Source organism: Flammeovirga sp. SubArs3 (assembly GCF_947387565.1).
Classification (GTDB): domain Bacteria; phylum Bacteroidota; class Bacteroidia; order Cytophagales; family Flammeovirgaceae; genus Flammeovirga; species Flammeovirga agarivorans.
Genome location: NZ_CANDOA010000003.1, coordinates 88,424 through 108,055, shown reverse-complemented (window position 1 = coordinate 108,055; position 19,632 = coordinate 88,424). Strand labels below are relative to the sequence as shown.

At 34.7% G+C, this 19,632-nt stretch carries 12 protein-coding genes; 5 read left to right on the top strand and 7 right to left on the bottom strand.

What is annotated here, in order from left to right:
- Positions 1–31 precede the first annotated feature (31 nt).
- A complete protein-coding gene (locus tag QL232_RS09590; protein ID WP_281613964.1) occupies positions 32–2,617 on the top strand; it encodes a leucine-rich repeat domain-containing protein in 2,586 nt (861 codons plus the stop codon).
- A gap of 74 nt (positions 2,618–2,691) precedes the next feature.
- Positions 2,692–3,204: a hypothetical protein gene (locus tag QL232_RS09585; protein WP_168882940.1), complete on the top strand. Its 513-nt coding sequence runs from the start codon at positions 2,692–2,694 to the stop codon at positions 3,202–3,204.
- 215 nt (positions 3,205–3,419) lie between these two features.
- Here QL232_RS09585 and QL232_RS09580 read toward each other — a convergent pair whose 3' ends face one another.
- Together QL232_RS09580 and QL232_RS09575 are read right to left on the bottom strand one after the other, a co-directional pair.
- Positions 3,420–4,388 (bottom strand): AraC family transcriptional regulator, encoded by a 969-nt coding sequence (locus tag QL232_RS09580; protein WP_281613963.1) that lies wholly within the window; start codon positions 4,386–4,388, stop codon positions 3,420–3,422.
- Positions 4,389–4,441: 53 nt separating this feature from the next.
- The gene (locus QL232_RS09575) at positions 4,442–6,013 is read right to left on the bottom strand and encodes an arylsulfatase (RefSeq protein WP_168882938.1); all 1,572 of its coding nucleotides are present in this window, start codon (positions 6,011–6,013) and stop codon (positions 4,442–4,444) included.
- Between the two features lie 201 nt (positions 6,014–6,214).
- Between QL232_RS09575 and QL232_RS09570 the strand changes: the two genes are divergently transcribed.
- Both QL232_RS09570 and QL232_RS09565 read left to right on the top strand, forming a co-directional pair.
- Complete coding sequence (locus QL232_RS09570; protein ID WP_168882937.1) at positions 6,215–7,303, top strand: DUF4421 family protein; 1,089 nt, start codon at positions 6,215–6,217, stop codon at positions 7,301–7,303.
- A gap of 118 nt (positions 7,304–7,421) precedes the next feature.
- Positions 7,422–8,681, top strand: coding sequence for a spondin domain-containing protein (locus tag QL232_RS09565; protein ID WP_281613962.1), 1,260 nt, complete (start codon positions 7,422–7,424; stop codon positions 8,679–8,681).
- 138 nt (positions 8,682–8,819) lie between these two features.
- On the opposite strand, the gene QL232_RS09560 is transcribed toward QL232_RS09565, so the two are convergent.
- From QL232_RS09560 to QL232_RS09550, 3 genes are all read right to left on the bottom strand, one after another.
- Complete coding sequence (locus QL232_RS09560; protein ID WP_168882935.1) at positions 8,820–11,558, bottom strand: 4-alpha-glucanotransferase; 2,739 nt, start codon at positions 11,556–11,558, stop codon at positions 8,820–8,822.
- Positions 11,559–11,859: 301 nt separating this feature from the next.
- Positions 11,860–13,266: a T9SS type A sorting domain-containing protein gene (locus QL232_RS09555; protein WP_281613961.1), complete on the bottom strand. Its 1,407-nt coding sequence runs from the start codon at positions 13,264–13,266 to the stop codon at positions 11,860–11,862.
- 165 nt (positions 13,267–13,431) lie between these two features.
- Positions 13,432–15,966, bottom strand: coding sequence for a copper-translocating P-type ATPase (locus QL232_RS09550; RefSeq protein ID WP_281613960.1), 2,535 nt, complete (start codon positions 15,964–15,966; stop codon positions 13,432–13,434).
- A gap of 217 nt (positions 15,967–16,183) precedes the next feature.
- On the opposite strand from QL232_RS09550, the gene QL232_RS09545 reads away from it, so the two are divergent.
- Positions 16,184–16,552, top strand: coding sequence for a hypothetical protein (locus QL232_RS09545; protein WP_281613959.1), 369 nt, complete (start codon positions 16,184–16,186; stop codon positions 16,550–16,552).
- A 62-nt stretch (positions 16,553–16,614) separates the two neighbouring features.
- Here the strand turns inward: QL232_RS09545 and QL232_RS09540 are convergent, their stop codons facing one another.
- Together QL232_RS09540 and QL232_RS09535 are read right to left on the bottom strand one after the other, a co-directional pair.
- A complete protein-coding gene (locus tag QL232_RS09540; RefSeq protein WP_281613958.1) occupies positions 16,615–18,366 on the bottom strand; it encodes an efflux RND transporter periplasmic adaptor subunit in 1,752 nt (583 codons plus the stop codon).
- Positions 18,367–18,392: 26 nt separating this feature from the next.
- On the bottom strand, positions 18,393–19,613 hold the full coding sequence (locus QL232_RS09535) for a TolC family protein (protein ID WP_281613957.1): 1,221 nt from the start codon (positions 19,611–19,613) through the stop codon (positions 18,393–18,395).
- Positions 19,614–19,632 lie beyond the last annotated feature (19 nt).

The following is a 19,632-nucleotide window of genomic DNA, read 5'->3' as shown; positions in this document are numbered from 1 at the left end:
AGAAAATAATTGAACAAACTATAAATCTGTGATGAAAAGAGTATATCACATATACCTGCTTTTAAGTATACTATTCTCTACCTCTGCTATGGCTCAAGAAAACGAGATCCCAGCAGAAAAATTAGAAGAGTATAAATCCCAAGCTAAAGATCTTGTTATGTATTTCCAGGGGATGCTAAATGATATCGCTGGAGATGATTATACTAACCAAGAAAAAGGGATTATCATAAACGAAACTTACCTTAAAGTTTTTGAATCTGATAAAACCCAAATAGAAGACGATTTAGATCCAAACCGTCAGGTGGTATCTAATAAAGATGTTCAAGCCTATTTAAAAGATATTGATTTCTTTTTTAAGCAGGCGGAGTTTGAGTTTATCATTGAAAATATCTCTCACAGTGTCACTACAGAAGGTGAACTATATTTTACAGTTGAACTTACTAGAAAACTGAAAGCTATCACTGTAATGAATGATACTCTTGATAATTCGATGGAGCGTTTTGTTGAAATCAACTTAAACCCTGATGAACAAGAGTTGAAAATTGCATCGATCTACACCACTAAATTAAGCCAGAAAGAAGACATGGCTTTATGGTGGAATAAATTGGATGACACTTGGAGAGACATTGCTGCTCATGAGGTAACTTTAAGCAATGGTTTACCTCTTAATGAGGTGCTTTCGATCATCGATTCTGTGATGATTACAAAGAACGACAGTACACTTCCATTAGATGAGAGTATCTATAAACATATCGAAGGCTTCTTACAAAAGAAAGAGTTAGATGTTTCTCTAAACCCTGAGATTATGACTTTAGCTCCTCTTGGTAAACTAAGAAACCTTGAAGATTTAAATATTTCTGGTACAGGTGTTAATGATCTATCACCAATTAGAACATTGACAAATCTGAAAACTTTACGTTCAGAAATGACCGGTATCAACTCATTACATCCACTTATTTATTGTACAAATATTGAGGTATTAATGATTAATGATACACAAGTTGAAGACATTAGCGTTGTTGAAAATTTCGAACACCTTAGTGAACTTTACATTTTCAATACTAATATTAGTGATATCAGTGCACTTTACGGACTGGAACAACTAAAAGTATTATGGGCAAACGATACTCAAGTAGAAGATATTTCGACGTTAAACACAACTAAGCAACTTAGATCATTAGATTTATCAAATACTAAAATTACTAGTATCGATGCTTTAATGGGCTTAACGGCTTTAGAGCAGTTGACAATTGATGACACCCAAGTAGCTGAATTAACGGCTTTATCCACAACATCAGCACTAAAAACATTATCTGCTGACAATACTGGTATTAGTGATTTATCTCCATTAAGTAAATTAGAGAATATTGAAAGAGTGTATTGTGATGGTACTCAAATCAATACTTCAATAGCTCAAAATTTTATGAGGTCACATCCTTCAACTCTTGTAATCTATGGATCAGGACAGTTGAAAACATGGTGGGAAGGATTACCTGTAGTATGGCAAAAAACGTTACTTGCTACAGCTGGATTATCAGGAACGCCTGAGAAAGAGCAATTACAACAAATTGCCAATATCAAAGAATTGGACTTGCACCTAACTGAAGGTATTCAGACTTTAGAACCATTAAGTTTCTTAGTCAACTTAGAAAAGTTAGATGCATCGAATACAGGTATCACATCTATTGAAGTATTGAAAAGCTGCCCTAACCTTTCAGAATTAAATCTAAAAGGAACAAAGGTAACTGACATCTCAGTTTTAGAAAACAATAAACTTCTTAGAAAATTAAATCTGAGAGGTACTAACGTATCTGATTTATCAGCTCTAGAAAATGCGAATAAGCTATCAAAGATTGATATTTCAAATACTTCAGTAAGCTCAGTTACACCACTTAAAAAGCTTTCTTCTTTAAAATTAATTGAAGCAGACAATACGCAATGTGGTGAAAATGCATTTATCGCTTTCTCTAAAGAATCATCTGCTTTGGTGATTTTTAGAACAGCAAAACTTCAAATGTGGTGGGATGGTCTAAATGCTGACTGGAAAAAAGTATTCGGTGATCAAGCAAAGATCAAGAGTGATCAGCCTACAAAAATTGAGTTACATAAAATCAACCTTATTCAAGAAATTGATCTAAGTAACCATAAAAGCATTAGAAACCTTTCTCCTTTAACAATGCTATTCAACTTAAAGGAATTGAATATTGCATTTACAAGAATTAATGATTTATCACCTATTTCAGGAATTAAATCTTTAGAGGAGTTATCAATTGATAATACACCTGTTTCGGATATTACTCCTATTACAGGTTTAACCAATCTTACTGCATTAAATATCTCAAATACTTTGGTGGAGAAATTTACAGCTTTGGGAGGTTTAAATAAGATGCAAAAATTAAAAGTTTCTGGTATTGTGAAGGTGAAAAACATCTCATATGTAACGAATATGAAAGGTTTAACATCATTTGAATGTTACAATACTAGCGTAAACAACTTGAAGTATTTAGTAGGGCTACCAAAACTAAAGTCCTTGAAATGCTACAAAACGAAATTGAATCAGAAAAAAGTAGATCAATTTAAATCACAGATGCCTAACGTAACTGTTGATTTTTATTAATCACTATTTTCTAGTAATTAATAGCACTCTTGATGTACATTTGTATCTCAAGAGTGCTTTTTTATTATTATAAGATGGAAGAAATACAAAAATTCAAACCTGAGGAAATCAAAACACTTCAATCTTTAGTAGGTGTCAGTATCAATGATGTCATCTACCATATTTGGAGTAATATGTCTAATGAGTCTGAAGAATTCCAATGTTTAGATTGGTTGGAACTTAGGTTTGATGATAAAACTCGTCTAACATTTACAGCTGGCGAAGAAAGTGATGGTATTAAAATAGTCAGCTTTGATCCCGTTACAGAGCGTACAAAACTGTTAGAGCAATTCAATGGAAAAATTGACATTAAGAGCTTTAGAGTCATAAAAATGGATGTTTGGGCGGATGTACTCAATCAAAAAATTGTCAATGTAAAACTGACAAAAATTAAAGACGACTTCTATCCTAATGATGAAATGATCCTTGTTTTCGAAAATGAAAACCAAGTAAAAATTTCATTATCTCATGAAGATGGATTAGCTGTTGATGTACATGAAGATGAACCGCCAGTGATCACTTCTTTAGATGATTTTCCTGAAGAATAAAAAAGTTCCGTATAAAATAGCTTTTTCTTTAAAAGCCTTACATGCGTATTTTTTTCAAATGTTCTGAACTTTTATTGGAGGTATGAGGTTTATTATAGTGAACATTATGCTGAACACCACCACCAAAGATTCATTGATAAAATGAATTACCCTTACAGCAGAACCAAAAGTAGCTAGTCGAACAGACTAGCTTTTTTTATGTTGTGATTTATTGATTACCTCACCTGCTTAGGTGATACTTTGTATTTACTTTTAAATGCATAAGAAAACTTTGATAAAGAAATATAGCCTACTGTTCGACCAACTTCCGTAATAGTTTTACTTCCCTCTTTTAATAATTCATATGCCTTTTCCAATCTATAATCCAAATGAAATTGATATACAGAAGTACCATATACTTTTCTAAAATCACGGGTAAATTTAGACCTAGAATAACCGTATTTTTCAGAAAGGTCATCAATGCTAGGGATCTGTTCTAGGCTACTAAAAATATCATCTTTAATCATTAGAAGTTTTTCCAGGTCATCTTCATGTAGATTATAACTTTTAAAGTGACTTTTTTCCAACAATCTTTCATAGAAAACACCCATACATTCAATAATTCTAGAAAATAGAATCCTCTTTTTATAAATATTACTTTTACCCTCAGGTATTGCATATAAATCTTTGAGTAGACTTTTCACTTCATAAGGCATAAACTCATAGATAATCCAACTTTGATCAGGTTTTGATACTAGATCGAAAAGCTTCATTAATGCAGGATAATTTTCTTCAATCAGTTCTAAAGAAATTCGTAATGAAACCCATTGATACGTTTCGTCTAAATCATTATTAAGAGAGAAGGAATAACTTCCATCTTGCAGTATCATACTACCATGTAAATTAGTTTGATCCGTATTGATTTGTTGGAATAAGTTTCCTTTGAAGTCAAAAATCATTACTAAAGATTGATGAAGTTTCGATCCTTCATATTTGAAATGGCACTGTTCAGTGAAACGCACATTATTCTGATAAACATCAAAGTCTCGAACAAGTCTAGCATGAAAGATATCTGCTTTAAATTTTTCATTTCTAATTTTGAGACACCCTTCCTCATTTTGGGCTTTAAAATTTCTTTCCCATTCTTTAATAATGCTTGACGCAGAGCCACTAAAAATAAATGTATTTGAAGTATTTTTTTCCATAGAGAAAAAATTGATAGAGGTTACAATAGTTCACCTCTATCAATTTCAGTATTTTATTTCATCTTTTCTATATCTTCTAACAACTTATTCATTTGTTGGTTAGCTTTCTGTTTTCTGAAAAGGTTATAATCAATTTCACTAGCAGATAATGAGCTACCAGTTTGAAATGGATATTCAGGTACCGTTTTCAAAAACTCTCCAATAATATTTTGCAGTGGTACAAATAACCACATTTGCTCTCCAGCAAATTTCATATAAGCACCCGATTCCATTGCTCTTTCATATGGATCAGCCCTGAGGTTAAAGATCAAAGGTATTTGAGCCTTTGTCGTGTATGGTCCGTCGAAGATATCACTTTCGCCATTCCATATATTGAAATGTGCTTTAAAGTCTCCATATCTAATCGCGTTCAACTGTCCGTCCATACCAAAGTATAAATATTCATTTCTTGGTCCCTTTTCTACTTCCCCTTTAAAATAAGGCAAGAAGTTATAACCATCTAAATGTACTCTCCATTCTTTTCCATTTGCTTTATAACCCACTTTCATCTTTTCTACCAACTGATCTTCACCAGTTGCAGCTACAAGAGTTGGCATTAAATCATTACCCGCAATAATATCATTATAAACTGTTCCAGGTTGAATAGTTCCTGGCCATTTCATCAACATTGGTGCTCTGTGACCTCCTTCCCAGTTTGTCCCTTTGGCTCCATGAAAAGGAGTACATCCACCATCAGGCCAAGTCCAAGTTTCTGCCCCATTATCTGTAGAATACATAACAATTGTATTGTCCTCAATCCCCAATTCTTCTAATTTGTCTAGTAATTTACCGACATGATCATCATGCTCTACCATTCCATCAGCGTAGACACCAACACCTGTTCTCCCTTCTGTTTCCTCTTTCAGATGTGTCCAAACATGCATTCTTGTAGCATTATGCCAAATAAAGAATGGTTTTCCAGACTTATGTGCCTTTTCCATAAATTGTAGAGATACATCTAAAACTTCATCATCAATTGTTTCCATTCTCTTTTTTGTCAATGGTCCCGTGTCTGATACTCTACCATCTGCATACGAATGAATTACTCCTCTTGGACCATACTTTTTCTTGAATTCGGGGTCTTTAGGGTAATAATATCCTTCAGGTTCTTCTTCCGCATTTAAGTGATATAAGTTGCCATAGAATTCATCAAAGCCATGGTTCGTAGGTAAATGTTGATCTCTATCTCCTAAATGATTCTTACCAAACTGACCAGATGTATATCCTTTGTCTTTCAAAACATCAGCAATCGTTGGGGCCCATTCAGGAATACCATGCTCAGAACCAGGCATACCAATGGTAAGTAACCCAGTACGAAAAGGATGCTGACCTGTAATAAAAGCCGCCCTACCTGCTGTACATGTTTGCTCTGCATAATAATCTGTAAACAAGGCTCCTCCTTCGGCAATTCTATCGATGTTGGGAGTCTGATAACCCATCATACCATGGTTATAAGCACTTATATTGTGAACCCCTATATCATCACCCCAAATCACCAATATGTTTGGTTGTTTCTGATTTTTCTTTTGACCGAAAGTAATCAAAGAGAGTAGTGATAATAACTGTAATAAGACAATCTTCTTCATAAAATCGTGATTTAATTAACTTGAATTACAGTTATAAAAACGAGCAAAACAGATGAGTAGAATTTACCTTCTAGGGCGAATATTTTACTTATTGGGTACACTTCCATTTTTAATCTCTGATTTATAATAAAGGGCTTTCAAATTCCTCACTTTTTTATTGTATTTTAGCTTAATCAATCAAGTGTTCATCTATTTTTTATTTTGAAAGGATTCATAACATTATTATTCCTTGTACTCTTTTGTAGTCCAATTACTACTTATGCCCAAGAAGAAGAAGAAATCAAATTGGATCATGATACGACGTATTACAAGTCATTTAATGACATGCTTCATTTACGTCTTTATACTGTCTATAAATTCAATGAGCTTGTAGTAAATTCAGGTAAAAGAATATCTAGTCATGATAACTTGGTATATGCTCCAAATGGCAACTTAAACCTAGGTTTTGGGTTCAACTACAAAGGTTTAGGTATTAACTTTGGTTTCAATTTCCCTGCTATAAATAATGATGATGATGTGTATGGAGAAACCAATAAGTTAGACATGAGATCCTATTTGTATGCAAGAAAATTTGCCGTCGATCTTGGTTTACAATTTTATAAGGGTTTTTACATATCCGAAGTAAACGAAAATGATCCTATTAGAGACCCCCAACCTCCAACTCAACTAAGAGGTGATATGGTGATCAATACTTTTGGTTTATCCTCATTTTGGATCCACAATTATGAAAAATTCTCTTTCAGAGCAGCTTTTGCACAAACAGAAGTTCAAAAAAAGACGTCTGGAAGTTTGCTATATGGCCCTTATCTCAATTTTGTAAGAATAAAAGCAGACTCCTCTTTGGTTCCAGAAAACCTAAGAGAAGAATACCTACTCTCTTCTAATATCATTAGTGGATGGTATGGTAGTATGGGTTTATCAGCTGGTTATGCTCAATCCGTAATTTTATTTAAACGATTTTTTATCACAGGCTCATTGGCTCTTGGGTATGGTATCACCTTTGGGCATTATTTTTTCGAAACGGATTATGGTAATGAGAAAGATACAATTTGGAAAGGTGGCCTAAAGTATAATGCCCGTTTAGCATTTGGGTATAATACCGACCGGATGTATGTCGGTTCCTCCTTGGTTTTGGAATCCTATAATATCACTACCGCTTCAGATAATGTCACCTTGTATTGGATGGGGCAATTCAGGGTTAATCTCGTACATAGATTCAACTGGAAAGTTGGAATTTTAGATTGGGCATTAGATAAAGAGAAAAAAATTCTAAGTAAAAAGGATAAATAAAAGGCAAATGTGAAGTAGCTCACAGTTCATAGAAAAATAGTTAAGTAAAATTGTATAACAAGATCGCGATCAGTTATCAATCACTTATGTAATTTAAAAACATAAACTACTCTATTCTATGAAATTCACTAATTTGTTACTTAGCCTTTCAGCTATTCCATTATTTATTGCCTGTTCTGATAATGACAACAACAACGACGACCCTGTCAATCTCCCTGCAACTGAATTTACTGTAACTATTGAAAATAGTATGACACCATTTGATTATTATGCTTTTGGTGGCACAGATCTAATTACACCCGGTAATGAGCAAGTCATTACATTTAATGCAGGCCAAGGACATTATCTTAACTTAGCTACTATGTTTGTACAATCTAATGACTTGTTCTATGCGCCTGCAGATGACGGCATTGCCTTGTATAACGATGAAGGCGAAGCATTAACAGGAGACATCACCAATCAGTTTTACCTTTGGGATGCGGGAACTGAAGTTAACGAAATGCCTGGCACAGGTGAAAATCAAGCACCTAGACAATCAGGTCCTAATACCGGAACAGAAGAAAATGGCATTGTTCGTTTAATCTCAGACGTCAATGATGGTTACACTTATCCTGCTTTAAATGATGTCATTGAAGTCATGTTAAGCCATGATGGAGGTACTCAATTTACCCTCACATTACGAAATATATCAGATAACAGTTCTCTTCCTACCCCTCTTGCACCCGGAAATTGGGTAGTACACTATGATGGTCAATATCCATTATTTCAAGAAGGTGTAGCAGCTTCATCTTCATTAGAACCTATCGCTGAAGATGGAGATATAACTAGCATGAATGAGGTACTTGAAGCGACAACCGGATTAGTCTCACCTTTCGCTCCCGGAGCATTTTCAATTGGAGAGTCAAATAATTTATTTAGTATTGGAAGTATGGCATCTCAAGCCTTCGAAATGTTAGCAGAAGATGGAGATGTTTCTGGCTTTGAAAATGTCTTCAACACACCTGCAAGTACTGATGCTCCAGCTCCTATCTTCCCTGGTCAATCGTATACATTTACTTTTACTGCTAGTGAGAATGATCGTTTATCGTTTGCTACAATGTTAGTACAAAGTAATGATTGGGTATTAGCTATTGATCAGTTACCCCTATTTGATGGTAATACACCTTTATCTGGCAACTTATCCGATTATATACAATTATTAGATGCTGGAACAGAATCTGATCAATATGCTGGTGCAGGTATGTATCAGGCTCCTAGGCAATCAGGGGCTGATCAAGGTCCATCAGAAGAGGGCATTATCAATGTTGAAGAGTCACTTTCTTCTAATGTTCCTGAAATAAGTTCTATGTTAAATATCAGTATTCAGGTAACTGAATAGTTTATAAAAATATTATTTCGTTATTCTCATTATTATCCGTAAAATGAGTTTGTCGTTAAATCATTCCAAGAGAATAACAAAATAAAAAAGGCCCTGTTTTTAAGTAAACAGGGCCTATCATATTTATAGAATTCTATATTAGAATTTAGTATTTCTACCTGATGCTGTAATCAAACCTTTCAATTTGTTATTGAAATTCTTTTGTTCGATTAACTCCTTGCAAGAAAGGTGCATTCTATATCTCCAATAGTGATGCTTGATCGCAGGAACGTTGATACGCTCATCTTCTGGATCCTCTCTTCTGATCTCGGCATCAATCGCTAACATATCTTGTAGTGGGAAAATACACCACATTGAGTCAGCGTATAAATGCTGTTGAAGAACTTGCTCAGCAATCCATGGCTCACACTCCATTGGTGCTTCACCCCAGTTACCCAAGATCTCATTATAGAAACGTTGCGTATCACCTCTATCTTCAGTCCACCATCCTCTTACAGTAGACATATCATGTGATGAAGGAGAAGCTACTGATTCGTAAGGATAATTACCTGGGTGACCAAATGCAATCGTTGGATCTTTAGGCATACGTTGGATTTCTAAACTTAAAATTTCAAGCTCAGTCATTACTCCTGGTACACAATCTGGAACCATACCTAAATCCTCACCACAGATCAACATGTTCGTTGCTTCCTTGATGGCAGGAAGTTTCTCCATTGCTTGAGCTGCCCAAAGTGTTTCTTGACGTTTGAAGAAATAATCAATATACAACTCATGGAAGTGATGCTTCTGTGCTGGTGATAATTCTGCAAAAGTTCTAGACTTATCCATTGTTACACGCGGTGCATAGTGCATGCCGTCTGTGTACCCTAAAGCAGGAATTAATAACACCTCATTATGCAAGCTATAAAGACCATCTCTGATCGCTTCTAATCTTGCTTTATCTTCATCATCCTTAGGCTTAATTCCGTTGAAATATTCTTGGATTTTAACCTGAGAATCAAACTTCGCTTTAAAGTTATAAGCACCATCCCATTTCTGCTCAAGGAATTCATTTTTCACCCAATCAGTATCATAACCGAAGTATTCACCTAGGAAATGCTCTCTGATGTATGGTGTACAGAATCTATCAAAATCAAATTGAACACCTCTGTTCTCAAACTCCGATAAGTGCAATGGAATAGCAGGTCTAAACTGACCTAATAAACCTTGTACTGAATCGATTGGAATCTCCCAAATACGGAAGAAACCAAGAATATGGTCGATACGGAATGTTTGGAAATACTGAGAAAGGTGAGTCATACGGCTTGTCCACCAAGCGTAATTATCCTCTTTCATTGTATCCCAATCGTAGGTTGGGAATCCCCAGTTCTGACCATTTACAGCAAAGTCATCTGGTGGTGCACCCGCTTGACCGTTCATATTGTATAAATGAGGAGCTGTCCAAGCATCTGCAGAGAATCTGTAAATACCAATTGGAATATCACCTTTTAATACAACACCTTTTGATTGTGCATATTCTGATGCTTCTAATAATTGTGCATGTAAATGGTATTGCACAAATACGTAGAAGTTTACATCATCTTTAATTTTTGATTTAGTATCAAAAAGTTTTGCTACTTTTTTGGCATCATAAACTGCAAAGTCTTCAAACTTAGTAAAGTCAGGAGTCTTGTATTTATCTCTGAAGTAACAGAAAGCAGCATATGGTAATAACCACTCTCCTTGCTCTTTGATAAATGCTTTCACTTTTGCACTTTTCAAGAACGATGCTTTTTTCTCAGACCAAATCTCTCTTAAGTAGTCCATTTTTGCATTCATTACTGCTTCGTAATCAACAGTATCTAATGCATTTAATGTTTTCTTAAGTTTTTTCAGCTTTGTCATCTTCTTCTTATCCTTCAGCTCACCAATAGCTTCAAGATTAATATAAAGAGGATGAAGTGCATATACTGAAACAGATGCATAAGGATATGAATCTACCCAAGTATATGTAGCCATTGTATCATTTACAGGAAGAATTTGCACTAAACGCATTCCTGTTTCTGTAGACCAATCTACTAATTCTTTGATATCTAAGAATTCACCTACACCTAAACCATTATCAGTTCTTAATGAGAATACAGGTAATGCAACCCCCATTCCTTTCCAATTGTGTCTATCGTAAGCAAATCTATGATCAGAAAACTTTACAAATGTTTTTGGGTCGTTTTCAATGATATCATAAACATGATCAAAACCACCTTCTAATTCTGGAGCAGCTTTCTTATCAGCAGTATTTACTAATACATACTTGTACTTCAGTTTATGGTGACTTTTTTGAATAGGTGTTGTTACAGTCCATACATTACGATCTGAGTCGTAAGCCATTGGTAACGCTTTTTCGATATCCCAATTACCTAACTCATCCGTAGATCCTACTACTTTTGCTACATAGTCTGAGTTGATTCTAGGAACATTTACCTCAAAGCAATATGTTGCATTTTTCGTTGAGCCTTTAGGTGCTTTTACTTTAGGAGCATTGGTATTGAAGATAACATCAAATGCAGCAGTGTCGTATGCATTTGAAACTTCATGGTAAGGATTCCAAGCATCCTGTAAGATGATATTTTTGAATTTCTTATTTAATTCAACAACTCTAGGAGTACCAGCTTCTTTGTATTTGATACCATTAGATTTATCGAATAAAATGTAATTGTATGAGAATGATTTTGCTCTAGTTTTTGATAAATCGACTTCAGCAATCCATGTGCCTCCGCCTAGATAATTCATTTCAAGGGCCTCTTCATCTACACCTTTACCTAAGGCAGCAATTGAACCGACTACAGCTAATTGTTGACCGAATTGGGTTTCGTAATGTATTTTAAAAGTCGCTTTCATTCAGACTGTTTTTATATGTCTTTAGACAATGTATTTTTTACTTAATATTGATTTTGAGAAGTAACAACACAAACTTCACATAGCTAAAATAGTATTTTGTTTTAGGTTATAAAATAGGTGAAGCCAACTTATTTATTTATTTCTTTTTGCAACGGTTTGCGTAACGGGGTGCATGATTAAAATCATTAAAACAAAAATTAAAATTGTGCAGAAATCGCAAATTTTTGGGGTTACAAAAGAAAAATGTGATGCCATTTTTTGATGACATCACATTCAAATTATTCTTATTTGTCAGTATCGATTATCTAATAATGAGTTTACTCGTGGTAGTAGTTGCCCCTACCTGAAATCTAAGTAAGTAGAAGCCAGCCTCTACTCCCTCAATATCCTGTAATGGGTAAACTCCACTGCCCTCTTCAATTGAAATTACCTTTTCAAAAATAAATTGACCATTTATTTTCATCAAAGTAATATTTACATTTTGGTTTGAGAATTCTCCATCAAAAAATAAAGAAACGTCATTACCTGAATCAAGAATATTAGGATATACAAAAACTTTATTCTCAACTTCACTATCAAATAACAAAGGGCCAAAAACTTCAAATCTACCATCAAAATCATATTGAACAAGACGGTAATATTTTTCTCCATTATTTTGAGCTGTAAAATTGTACTCAATTGTTGTTGAAGAATTTCCTGCAGCGAGAACACTACCTTCGACAACCCAATTTCTGTTGTCAAAAGAACTTTGGATATCAAACCTTTCAGCATTCAATTCAGTAGCTGTCACCCATTCAAGTTCAACACTATTGTCTAATTTCTGACCTGTAAATGACACTAATGTAACTGGTAAGTCGACTTCATAATCTCCATTATTTATCCTACCACACAAGTCGTTATTTGCGGAAGAATTACAAATAGAGTTCATATCACAGCTTCCATCTACATTCAGTCCACCATCACTTCCTACAGAAAATGAAAGGCTCACCCAACATTGCATATCAATATCTCCTCCAACACTTAAAATACCATTAAGAGACCAAGTAGGGCTACCGGATGTATTAGGGATAACTAAATCTACGGTTACCTCAAGTTCACCTCCGTCTGCGATAGAAATATCTCCAGCTTGAGATGTAAATGTACCCGTAACCTTTGCAAATCCAGTATCATGAACATCGATCGTTTGTTTTCCTCCACCAGAGAAAGTAAGACCATTGTTTGCGTAAAATTCACCTTTCACAACAATTTCACTATCTGTCTGGCTTAAAGTTAGAAGATCAGTTACTGTAAGACTTCCTCCTTCTTCAACAGTAATTCTTACCTTTTTACTGTTATCATCAATATCTTTTGCGACAACAGTACCATCTCCAGTTACTGTTATTAAACTGTATGGACCATCCTCTTCATTTGAAAAAGTTAGAGTAGATGAAACTGTAGTCAAATCAAATCCTATTGAGATAGGTTCATAATTCCCATTACCCCCATTACCAAATTGTACTTCATCAGTACCTTGTGGATAATTATTAGGATAAGCGACAACATCTCCAGAAACATAAATCCAACTGTTTGGATCTTTCCATGTACTTTCTATAAATGTACTAGAGATTGCTGGTTTGTAGACTGTTTGAGATTGTGCAACGAACGATATAAGAAGAAAAGAGTATACACACAATCTTCCTATTAGATTAATAGTAAAAGATTTTTTCATTTAAGTCAAATAATTTTTTGAGAGCTATTTAATTGTTAATTTCTATACAAGTACCTAAAGTAATCTATGTAGTTATATTGTAAAATACGGCGAAATTATTGTAACAAACAAATAAAAAAGCACTAAACTTGCCAGAATAGTGCTTTTCGGGGTTACAAAAAGTTACTAAAGGGTTATTCTTCTCAACCTCAATGCATTAGTGATAACAGAAACAGAACTAAAACTCATTGCTAAAGTGGCTAACATCGGTGATAATAGTATCCCAAAGAATGGGAATAATACCCCTGCCGCGACTGGAACGCCCAGTACATTATAGAAGAATGCGAACAGTAAGTTCTCTTTAATATTCCTCATCACTTTCCTTCCTAATTTAAAGGTTTTGACCAAGTTCGAAATATCACCTTTGAGCAATGTTATTTCCGCACTTTGTATGGCGATATCTGTTCCATCGCCCATTGCTATACCTATATCTGCAAGAGTTAAAGAGGGGGCATCATTAATACCATCACCCGCCATGGCTACCTTTAATCCCTTTTCTTGATATTCTTTTACTGCATTTAATTTATCTTCTGGCAAACAATCAGATTTAAAATGTTGAATCCCCACTTCTTTGGCAACGTATGCAGCAGTTTTCTGATTATCTCCTGTCAACATCATCACTTCGATACCATGGGCTTCTAAATCCGAAATGGCTTTTCTAGCGTTCGGTTTAATTTTATCTTCAAGTGTTATAATACCTTGAAGATAATTATCATAAACTACATAGATAACAGTGGCCCCTTTTTGTTGTTCAGACGAAATAAGACTTTTATTTTCTTCAGAAAGATCATCTTCATTAATACTGGTTTGATTTCCAATACGCACTTTCTTTCCATCAGATATGGCCTCAGCACCTTTACCAATGATATATTTGTAATCTGATACTTGAGGTAAGTCAAGATTTTTACTTTTTGCATAGGCAACAGTAGCTTTTGCTAAAGGGTGATCACTGTTTTGATCTAAAGCGGCTGCATATGCTAACACTTGTTCATCCGACCAAGTTGAAAACGAGGTGACTTCCTGAACTTCAGGTTTGCCTTGTGTTAGGGTCCCTGTTTTATCGATCATCAAAACATTAATATCACTTAAACCTTGTAATGCTTCTGCATTTTTCACCAAGATTCCATGTTCTGCTCCTTTCCCTGTACCTACCATTATAGACATAGGTGTAGCCAACCCTAAGGCACATGGACAAGCGATGAGAAGAACTGCTACTGAATTTACTAAAGCATAAACTGCGGCATTCTCACCTGTATATAAAAAGAACCATAATAAGTAGGTAATAATTGATACACTGACTACAATTGGTACAAAATACTTTGCAATCTGGTCAGCAACCTTTTGAATAGGAGCTCTTGATCGCCCGGCATCATTGACCATCTCAATCACTTTAGACAGAAGAGTTTCCTTACCTACTTTTTCTGCTTTCATGATAAAGTTACCGTTCGTATTAATCATACCACTGCTTACTTTATCGTTGGCTTTTACATCAAAAGGAATAGGTTCGCCTGTGATCATGGATGCATCCATAGTGCCATATCCTTCGATAACAACACCATCAACAGCTACCTTTTCACCGGGTTTTACCTTTAGTTGATCTCCTTTGACAATATGTTCAACAGCAACAAGCATATCCTTATTATTTCTAATCACTGTAGCTGTTTGTGGAGCCCACTTTAATAATGCTTTTAATGCTGAATTAGTTCTTTGATGTGCGTTTAGCTCCATCAATTGACCTAACATAACTAATAACAGAATAATACAAGTTGCCTCGAAATATACATCTACGGCTCCATGATTTTTAAATTCATCGGGGAAATAATCAGGTATAAACAGTGCTATGGTACTAAAAAGGAAAGCGACAGACGTACCTATTCCGATTAAAGTCCACATATTAAAATTCTTAGTAACAATCGATGACCAAGCCCTTCTCATAAAAATCCAGCCTGTGTAGAATACCATAGGTATTGTAAGGACGAACTGTATTGCATTCCAAGATGTTTGAGACATAATTGCTAACATCTTATGATGTAAGGATGGAAAAATATGTCCCAACATTGCGATCAATGCTACAGGTATTGTGAAAAGTAAACTCAACTTGAACCTTTTCATCATATCATCATACGCTTCATGACCTTCTGAACTCTCATCTTGGGATGGGATAACTGGCTCTAAGGACATGCCGCAAATCGGACAATCTCCAGGTTCGTCATATTCTTCCTCTGGATGCATTGGGCAAGCATATTTCACAGGAGCTTTGGGTTCTGGAATTTTTTCCAAAGGCATTCCACATACTGGGCAGTCTCCCATTTCATCATATAACTTATCACCCTCACATTGCATTGGACAATAATACTTCCCAGCATTTTCAGCGGTAGCCTTAGGAACATCATATTCTATTATTGGTAAATCGTGAGGTATTTTATCAGCATAATCATCAGGATTTACATCTTTTGATGATAATTGTTCCTTGACCTCATACCCTGCTTCACCAATAATTTTATTTATACATTTTTGACAAGCGCCTTCTGTAACGACTCTTAATATATGTCCATCTTTAACTTCCCAATCTATTACTCGCGGATCGGCTTCTAAAAGAGGATGCACTTTAGCTTCACACTTTTTACAGCCTAATGTTGTATCTAATATTAATTCTTTCATTGTTGTTCTCTTTAGTCAATACAAAAGTCGTATTTCTTCATGAGAAATTTGTACGGAATTTTAGTAATGAAGTATAAAATTTAGTATTGCAACCCTTTAATAAAATCCATCTACCTTTTGGATAAATAAGTTTATATCATACTACAATCACTTCTTTATACATTGATTATTTTTTGTAGCGTATTAAAATAGATATCACAAAAAAGAATTAAACGTTATGAAAAAATTAAACCTAATCATCACACTCATTGGCTTAACGACAACCATGATGCTAGCCAATGTAACAAATAATGAAAAACCAACAGCTGAGGATAGAGCAACTTTCCTGACTAATCAGATGAAAGACGTTCTCAAACTAAAAGAAGATCAAATAGACAAAGTGCAAGAAATCAATTTAAAAAGTGCACAGGAAATTGATAAAATAGCTGTTCAAGAAAGTAGTAATCTAGCAAAATTAAATGCTGTTAGAGCTGTGGAAGATCAAAAGGCTAAAGATTTAAAAGCCGTTTTATCTAAAAAGCAATACAAAAAATACACACAGATAAGACAGAAGCTAAAAGAGAAAGTGAGGAATCAATTGATGTAATAATACATTAAAGAATTAAGCCTGTAGCACCATTTATAAATAATGCTACAGGTTCTTATTATTTATTGAATCTTTTGCTGAACTTCACCACATTTCAGCATCATATCTCCGTAATAAGGATTCAGTACTTCTTTAGTATTTGACAGCCAAGAAGCTCCTTTATCATGATTTGCCATTGGGCAGTACAATAAGAATACCTGTTCGCTTTCCGGTAAACCAAATCGACTGACCATATTAGATAATTCTTTGGATACATCCACAAAATAGCGTCTTCGGGTATCGATATTATCTGCTTTAATCATCTCTTGGACATTCGATTTCAATTCCTTAGAAGCCATCATCCAATACATATGTGCATCTCCTTTTACTCCTTTCATCGACACTTCAGCTACTGCATTATTAAAATCAGTGATCAATTCTTTTGCCTTATCATCATCGCTAGACACAAAAGCATCTTTTACTAATAAATAACTTCGATACGCTTTTTGAAGCTGTTGCTTAAAGTTTTCTGATACACCATCTTTAAATTTTTGATGATGTAACATTCCTGCTGACATAGCCTGAGTCTGTTCATTTCCTTTATGTGGGGCAATCATACTTGGTTTACCTTTTAATTGTGCTGCAGCATCAACAGTATAGGTACCTTGAGTGACAACGGACTCACCTATATTCACCCCTTCATTAATTACATATGCATTTGCCAAAGACGTACCTAAAGTCACCTCTCTCATCTCAAAAGTAGGTTTCGCCTCTCCTTCTACTTTTACATAAACAATTGATCTAGGACCTGTCCATAAAACAGCAGATTTTGGTACAACAATCACATCATCATTTACAGGAAGTTTTGCGTTTACATTTCCAGAAACAAACATCTCTGGTTTCAGCTTATTTTTGGCATTGATTACATTACCTCTTACTGAAGCCACTCTGGTTTTTGGATCAATAAACGGATCAATAAATGATACCTTTGTAGTAAACTTTTGTCCTGGATAAGATGATACTGAAAACTCAATTTCGTCTCCTATGTTCAACCAAGCTAAATCACTTTCATAGGCATCAAATTTCACCCATAAACGAGACAGATCCGCTAAATCATACATAATCTGTCCTTCCATTACATGATCCCCTTCAACCACATTGAGTTTAGTTATGACACCGGAAATATCTGCTCTGATATCAAATTCGGTCATTACTTTTCCTGATTGATCAATTTTCTTGATTTGATCTTCAGATAATTTCCAGAGACGGAGTTTCTCTTTAGCAGCTCTTAATAACTGAGGGTTTGAGTCTTTAACTTTTTTTGCTTCAAAATATTCTCGCTGAGCTGTAACCAACTGTGGAGAATAAATAGTGGCTAACTTTTGTCCCTTACGAACACGTTCTCCTAAATAATTGACATAACTTTTCTCTATTCTTCCAGAGATATGTGATGCTTGAGAATAGGTTCTTCTTTCATCCACAGCAATTTTCCCTTGCATCAATAATTCCTTTTCAGCCTCAGACTTCACTACCTTTGTCGTCTGAATATTCGCCAGTGCAACTGCTGATTTTGATAAAGAAATATGTGCTAAATCTTGACCTTCATTTCCTGATGAAGCCGGAATTAATTCCATACCACAAATTGGGCAATCTCCAGGTTCATTTTGTCTAATTTGAGGGTGCATTGAACATGTCCAAACTTCTTCTTTTGTAGCATGTTGATGGTTTTCATGTCCTTCAGATGATGTTTCGCCTCCAAAGAAAAGCCATCCACAAAATAGTCCTGTTACAAACATGACTACTAATGAACTATATGATTTTATATATTGATTCATAATAATGTCATTTTAAACTTTAGGTTTTAAACCCCTTGAATAAAGTTGATTTTTGCTAAAGCGTCATTCAAACTACTTTCTGCTTTATGCTCTTTAAATAGGAAATCTAAACGTTGCATTTGTAAACGTAGTAATTCAATAAATGCTCCCCCTTGTGAGTTTCCTACAGTATATACTTCTCTTTGTACTTTAATGGCCTGCTCTATTTTTAGCATCTGAGAATGAATCAACTCAATATCTTTATGAGCATCCTCTCTTTGATTCATTGCTTTTAATAGTTCGGCCTGAAGTACATTTTCTAATTCTTGCTTCTCTAAGTCAATCGTTTGATGACTTAAAGTAAGTTGTTCCTTTTGACCAGAATATTTCTTGGCATTGAAAACAGGAATGGATAAACCTAACATCGGCATTACTGTGTTTCTACCAGGATTTTCAGCTGACATTTGTGTATCTCCTAAAATGCCATATTCTAATCCCAATTTAATCTGAGGAGCCGCCGATTTAGAAACTGAATTCACTTCAGCTCTAATCATATTTTGAGAAGCTTCCATACCCTGTAATAAAGGGTTGTTTTCAAGGTTTGAATCGCTTGACGCAACAAAATTGATTTTATCTGTGATGTTCACATCTGAAACTGAAGAATTTAATACCAATTCAAATTGTTGGTGTAAAAGTGTACTATCTTCTATCAACTTATTGATATTATTATCAGCATCTTCAATTTGCATTTGCACTCTTAATACATCAACTAATGAACCCTTAGCATTTTCATATTGTGTTAGTGCTATAGACTCAAAAGTCTTCAGGATCAAAATATTGTCTCGAGAGGAAGTAAGATCTTTTTGGTTCTGGATCATCTGAAAATATAGAGACCGAACAGAATACTTTATACTATTTTCAGTTTGAATTTTATCTTTCTCCGCTTTGATAATTTTTTGATCCACTACTTCATATTGTGTAGCCCTTGAACCAAACCAGGGCAACATAATTCCTGCTGAAATTTTATGATTTAAAGGACCATTTCTAGTCTCGATTGGAGAAGCACCATAACCATACATTAAGTCAAGATTTGAGGCCCCTTTCCCTTTAATCATTTCTTTTTCAGAAGCAATCACCTGGATGGATTGTGATTTAGCTTGGACTCCATAATTATTTTCAAGGGCTTGTTCTATATATTGGTCCAAATAAGGATTCTGTGCGAAGCCAACGACTGGAAATAATAAAAGGATATATAGTATATTTTTCATAATTGTATTTCGTTTTGAA

What these genes read in the sequence shown, in the direction of transcription:
- QL232_RS09590 (WP_281613964.1), top strand. Translation starts at nt 32, where the DNA reads ATGAAAAGAGTATATCACATATACCTGCTTTTAAGTATACTATTCTCT.
- QL232_RS09585 (WP_168882940.1), top strand. Translation starts at nt 2,692, where the DNA reads ATGGAAGAAATACAAAAATTCAAACCTGAGGAAATCAAAACACTTCAA.
- QL232_RS09580 (WP_281613963.1), bottom strand. Translation starts at nt 4,388, where the DNA reads ATGGAAAAAAATACTTCAAATACATTTATTTTTAGTGGCTCTGCGTCA.
- QL232_RS09575 (WP_168882938.1), bottom strand. Translation starts at nt 6,013, where the DNA reads ATGAAGAAGATTGTCTTATTACAGTTATTATCACTACTCTCTTTGATT.
- QL232_RS09565 (WP_281613962.1), top strand. Translation starts at nt 7,422, where the DNA reads ATGAAATTCACTAATTTGTTACTTAGCCTTTCAGCTATTCCATTATTT.
- QL232_RS09560 (WP_168882935.1), bottom strand. Translation starts at nt 11,558, where the DNA reads ATGAAAGCGACTTTTAAAATACATTACGAAACCCAATTCGGTCAACAA.
- QL232_RS09555 (WP_281613961.1), bottom strand. Translation starts at nt 13,266, where the DNA reads ATGAAAAAATCTTTTACTATTAATCTAATAGGAAGATTGTGTGTATAC.
- QL232_RS09550 (WP_281613960.1), bottom strand. Translation starts at nt 15,966, where the DNA reads ATGAAAGAATTAATATTAGATACAACATTAGGCTGTAAAAAGTGTGAA.
- QL232_RS09545 (WP_281613959.1), top strand. Translation starts at nt 16,184, where the DNA reads ATGAAAAAATTAAACCTAATCATCACACTCATTGGCTTAACGACAACC.
- QL232_RS09540 (WP_281613958.1), bottom strand. Translation starts at nt 18,366, where the DNA reads ATGAATCAATATATAAAATCATATAGTTCATTAGTAGTCATGTTTGTA.
- QL232_RS09535 (WP_281613957.1), bottom strand. Translation starts at nt 19,613, where the DNA reads ATGAAAAATATACTATATATCCTTTTATTATTTCCAGTCGTTGGCTTC.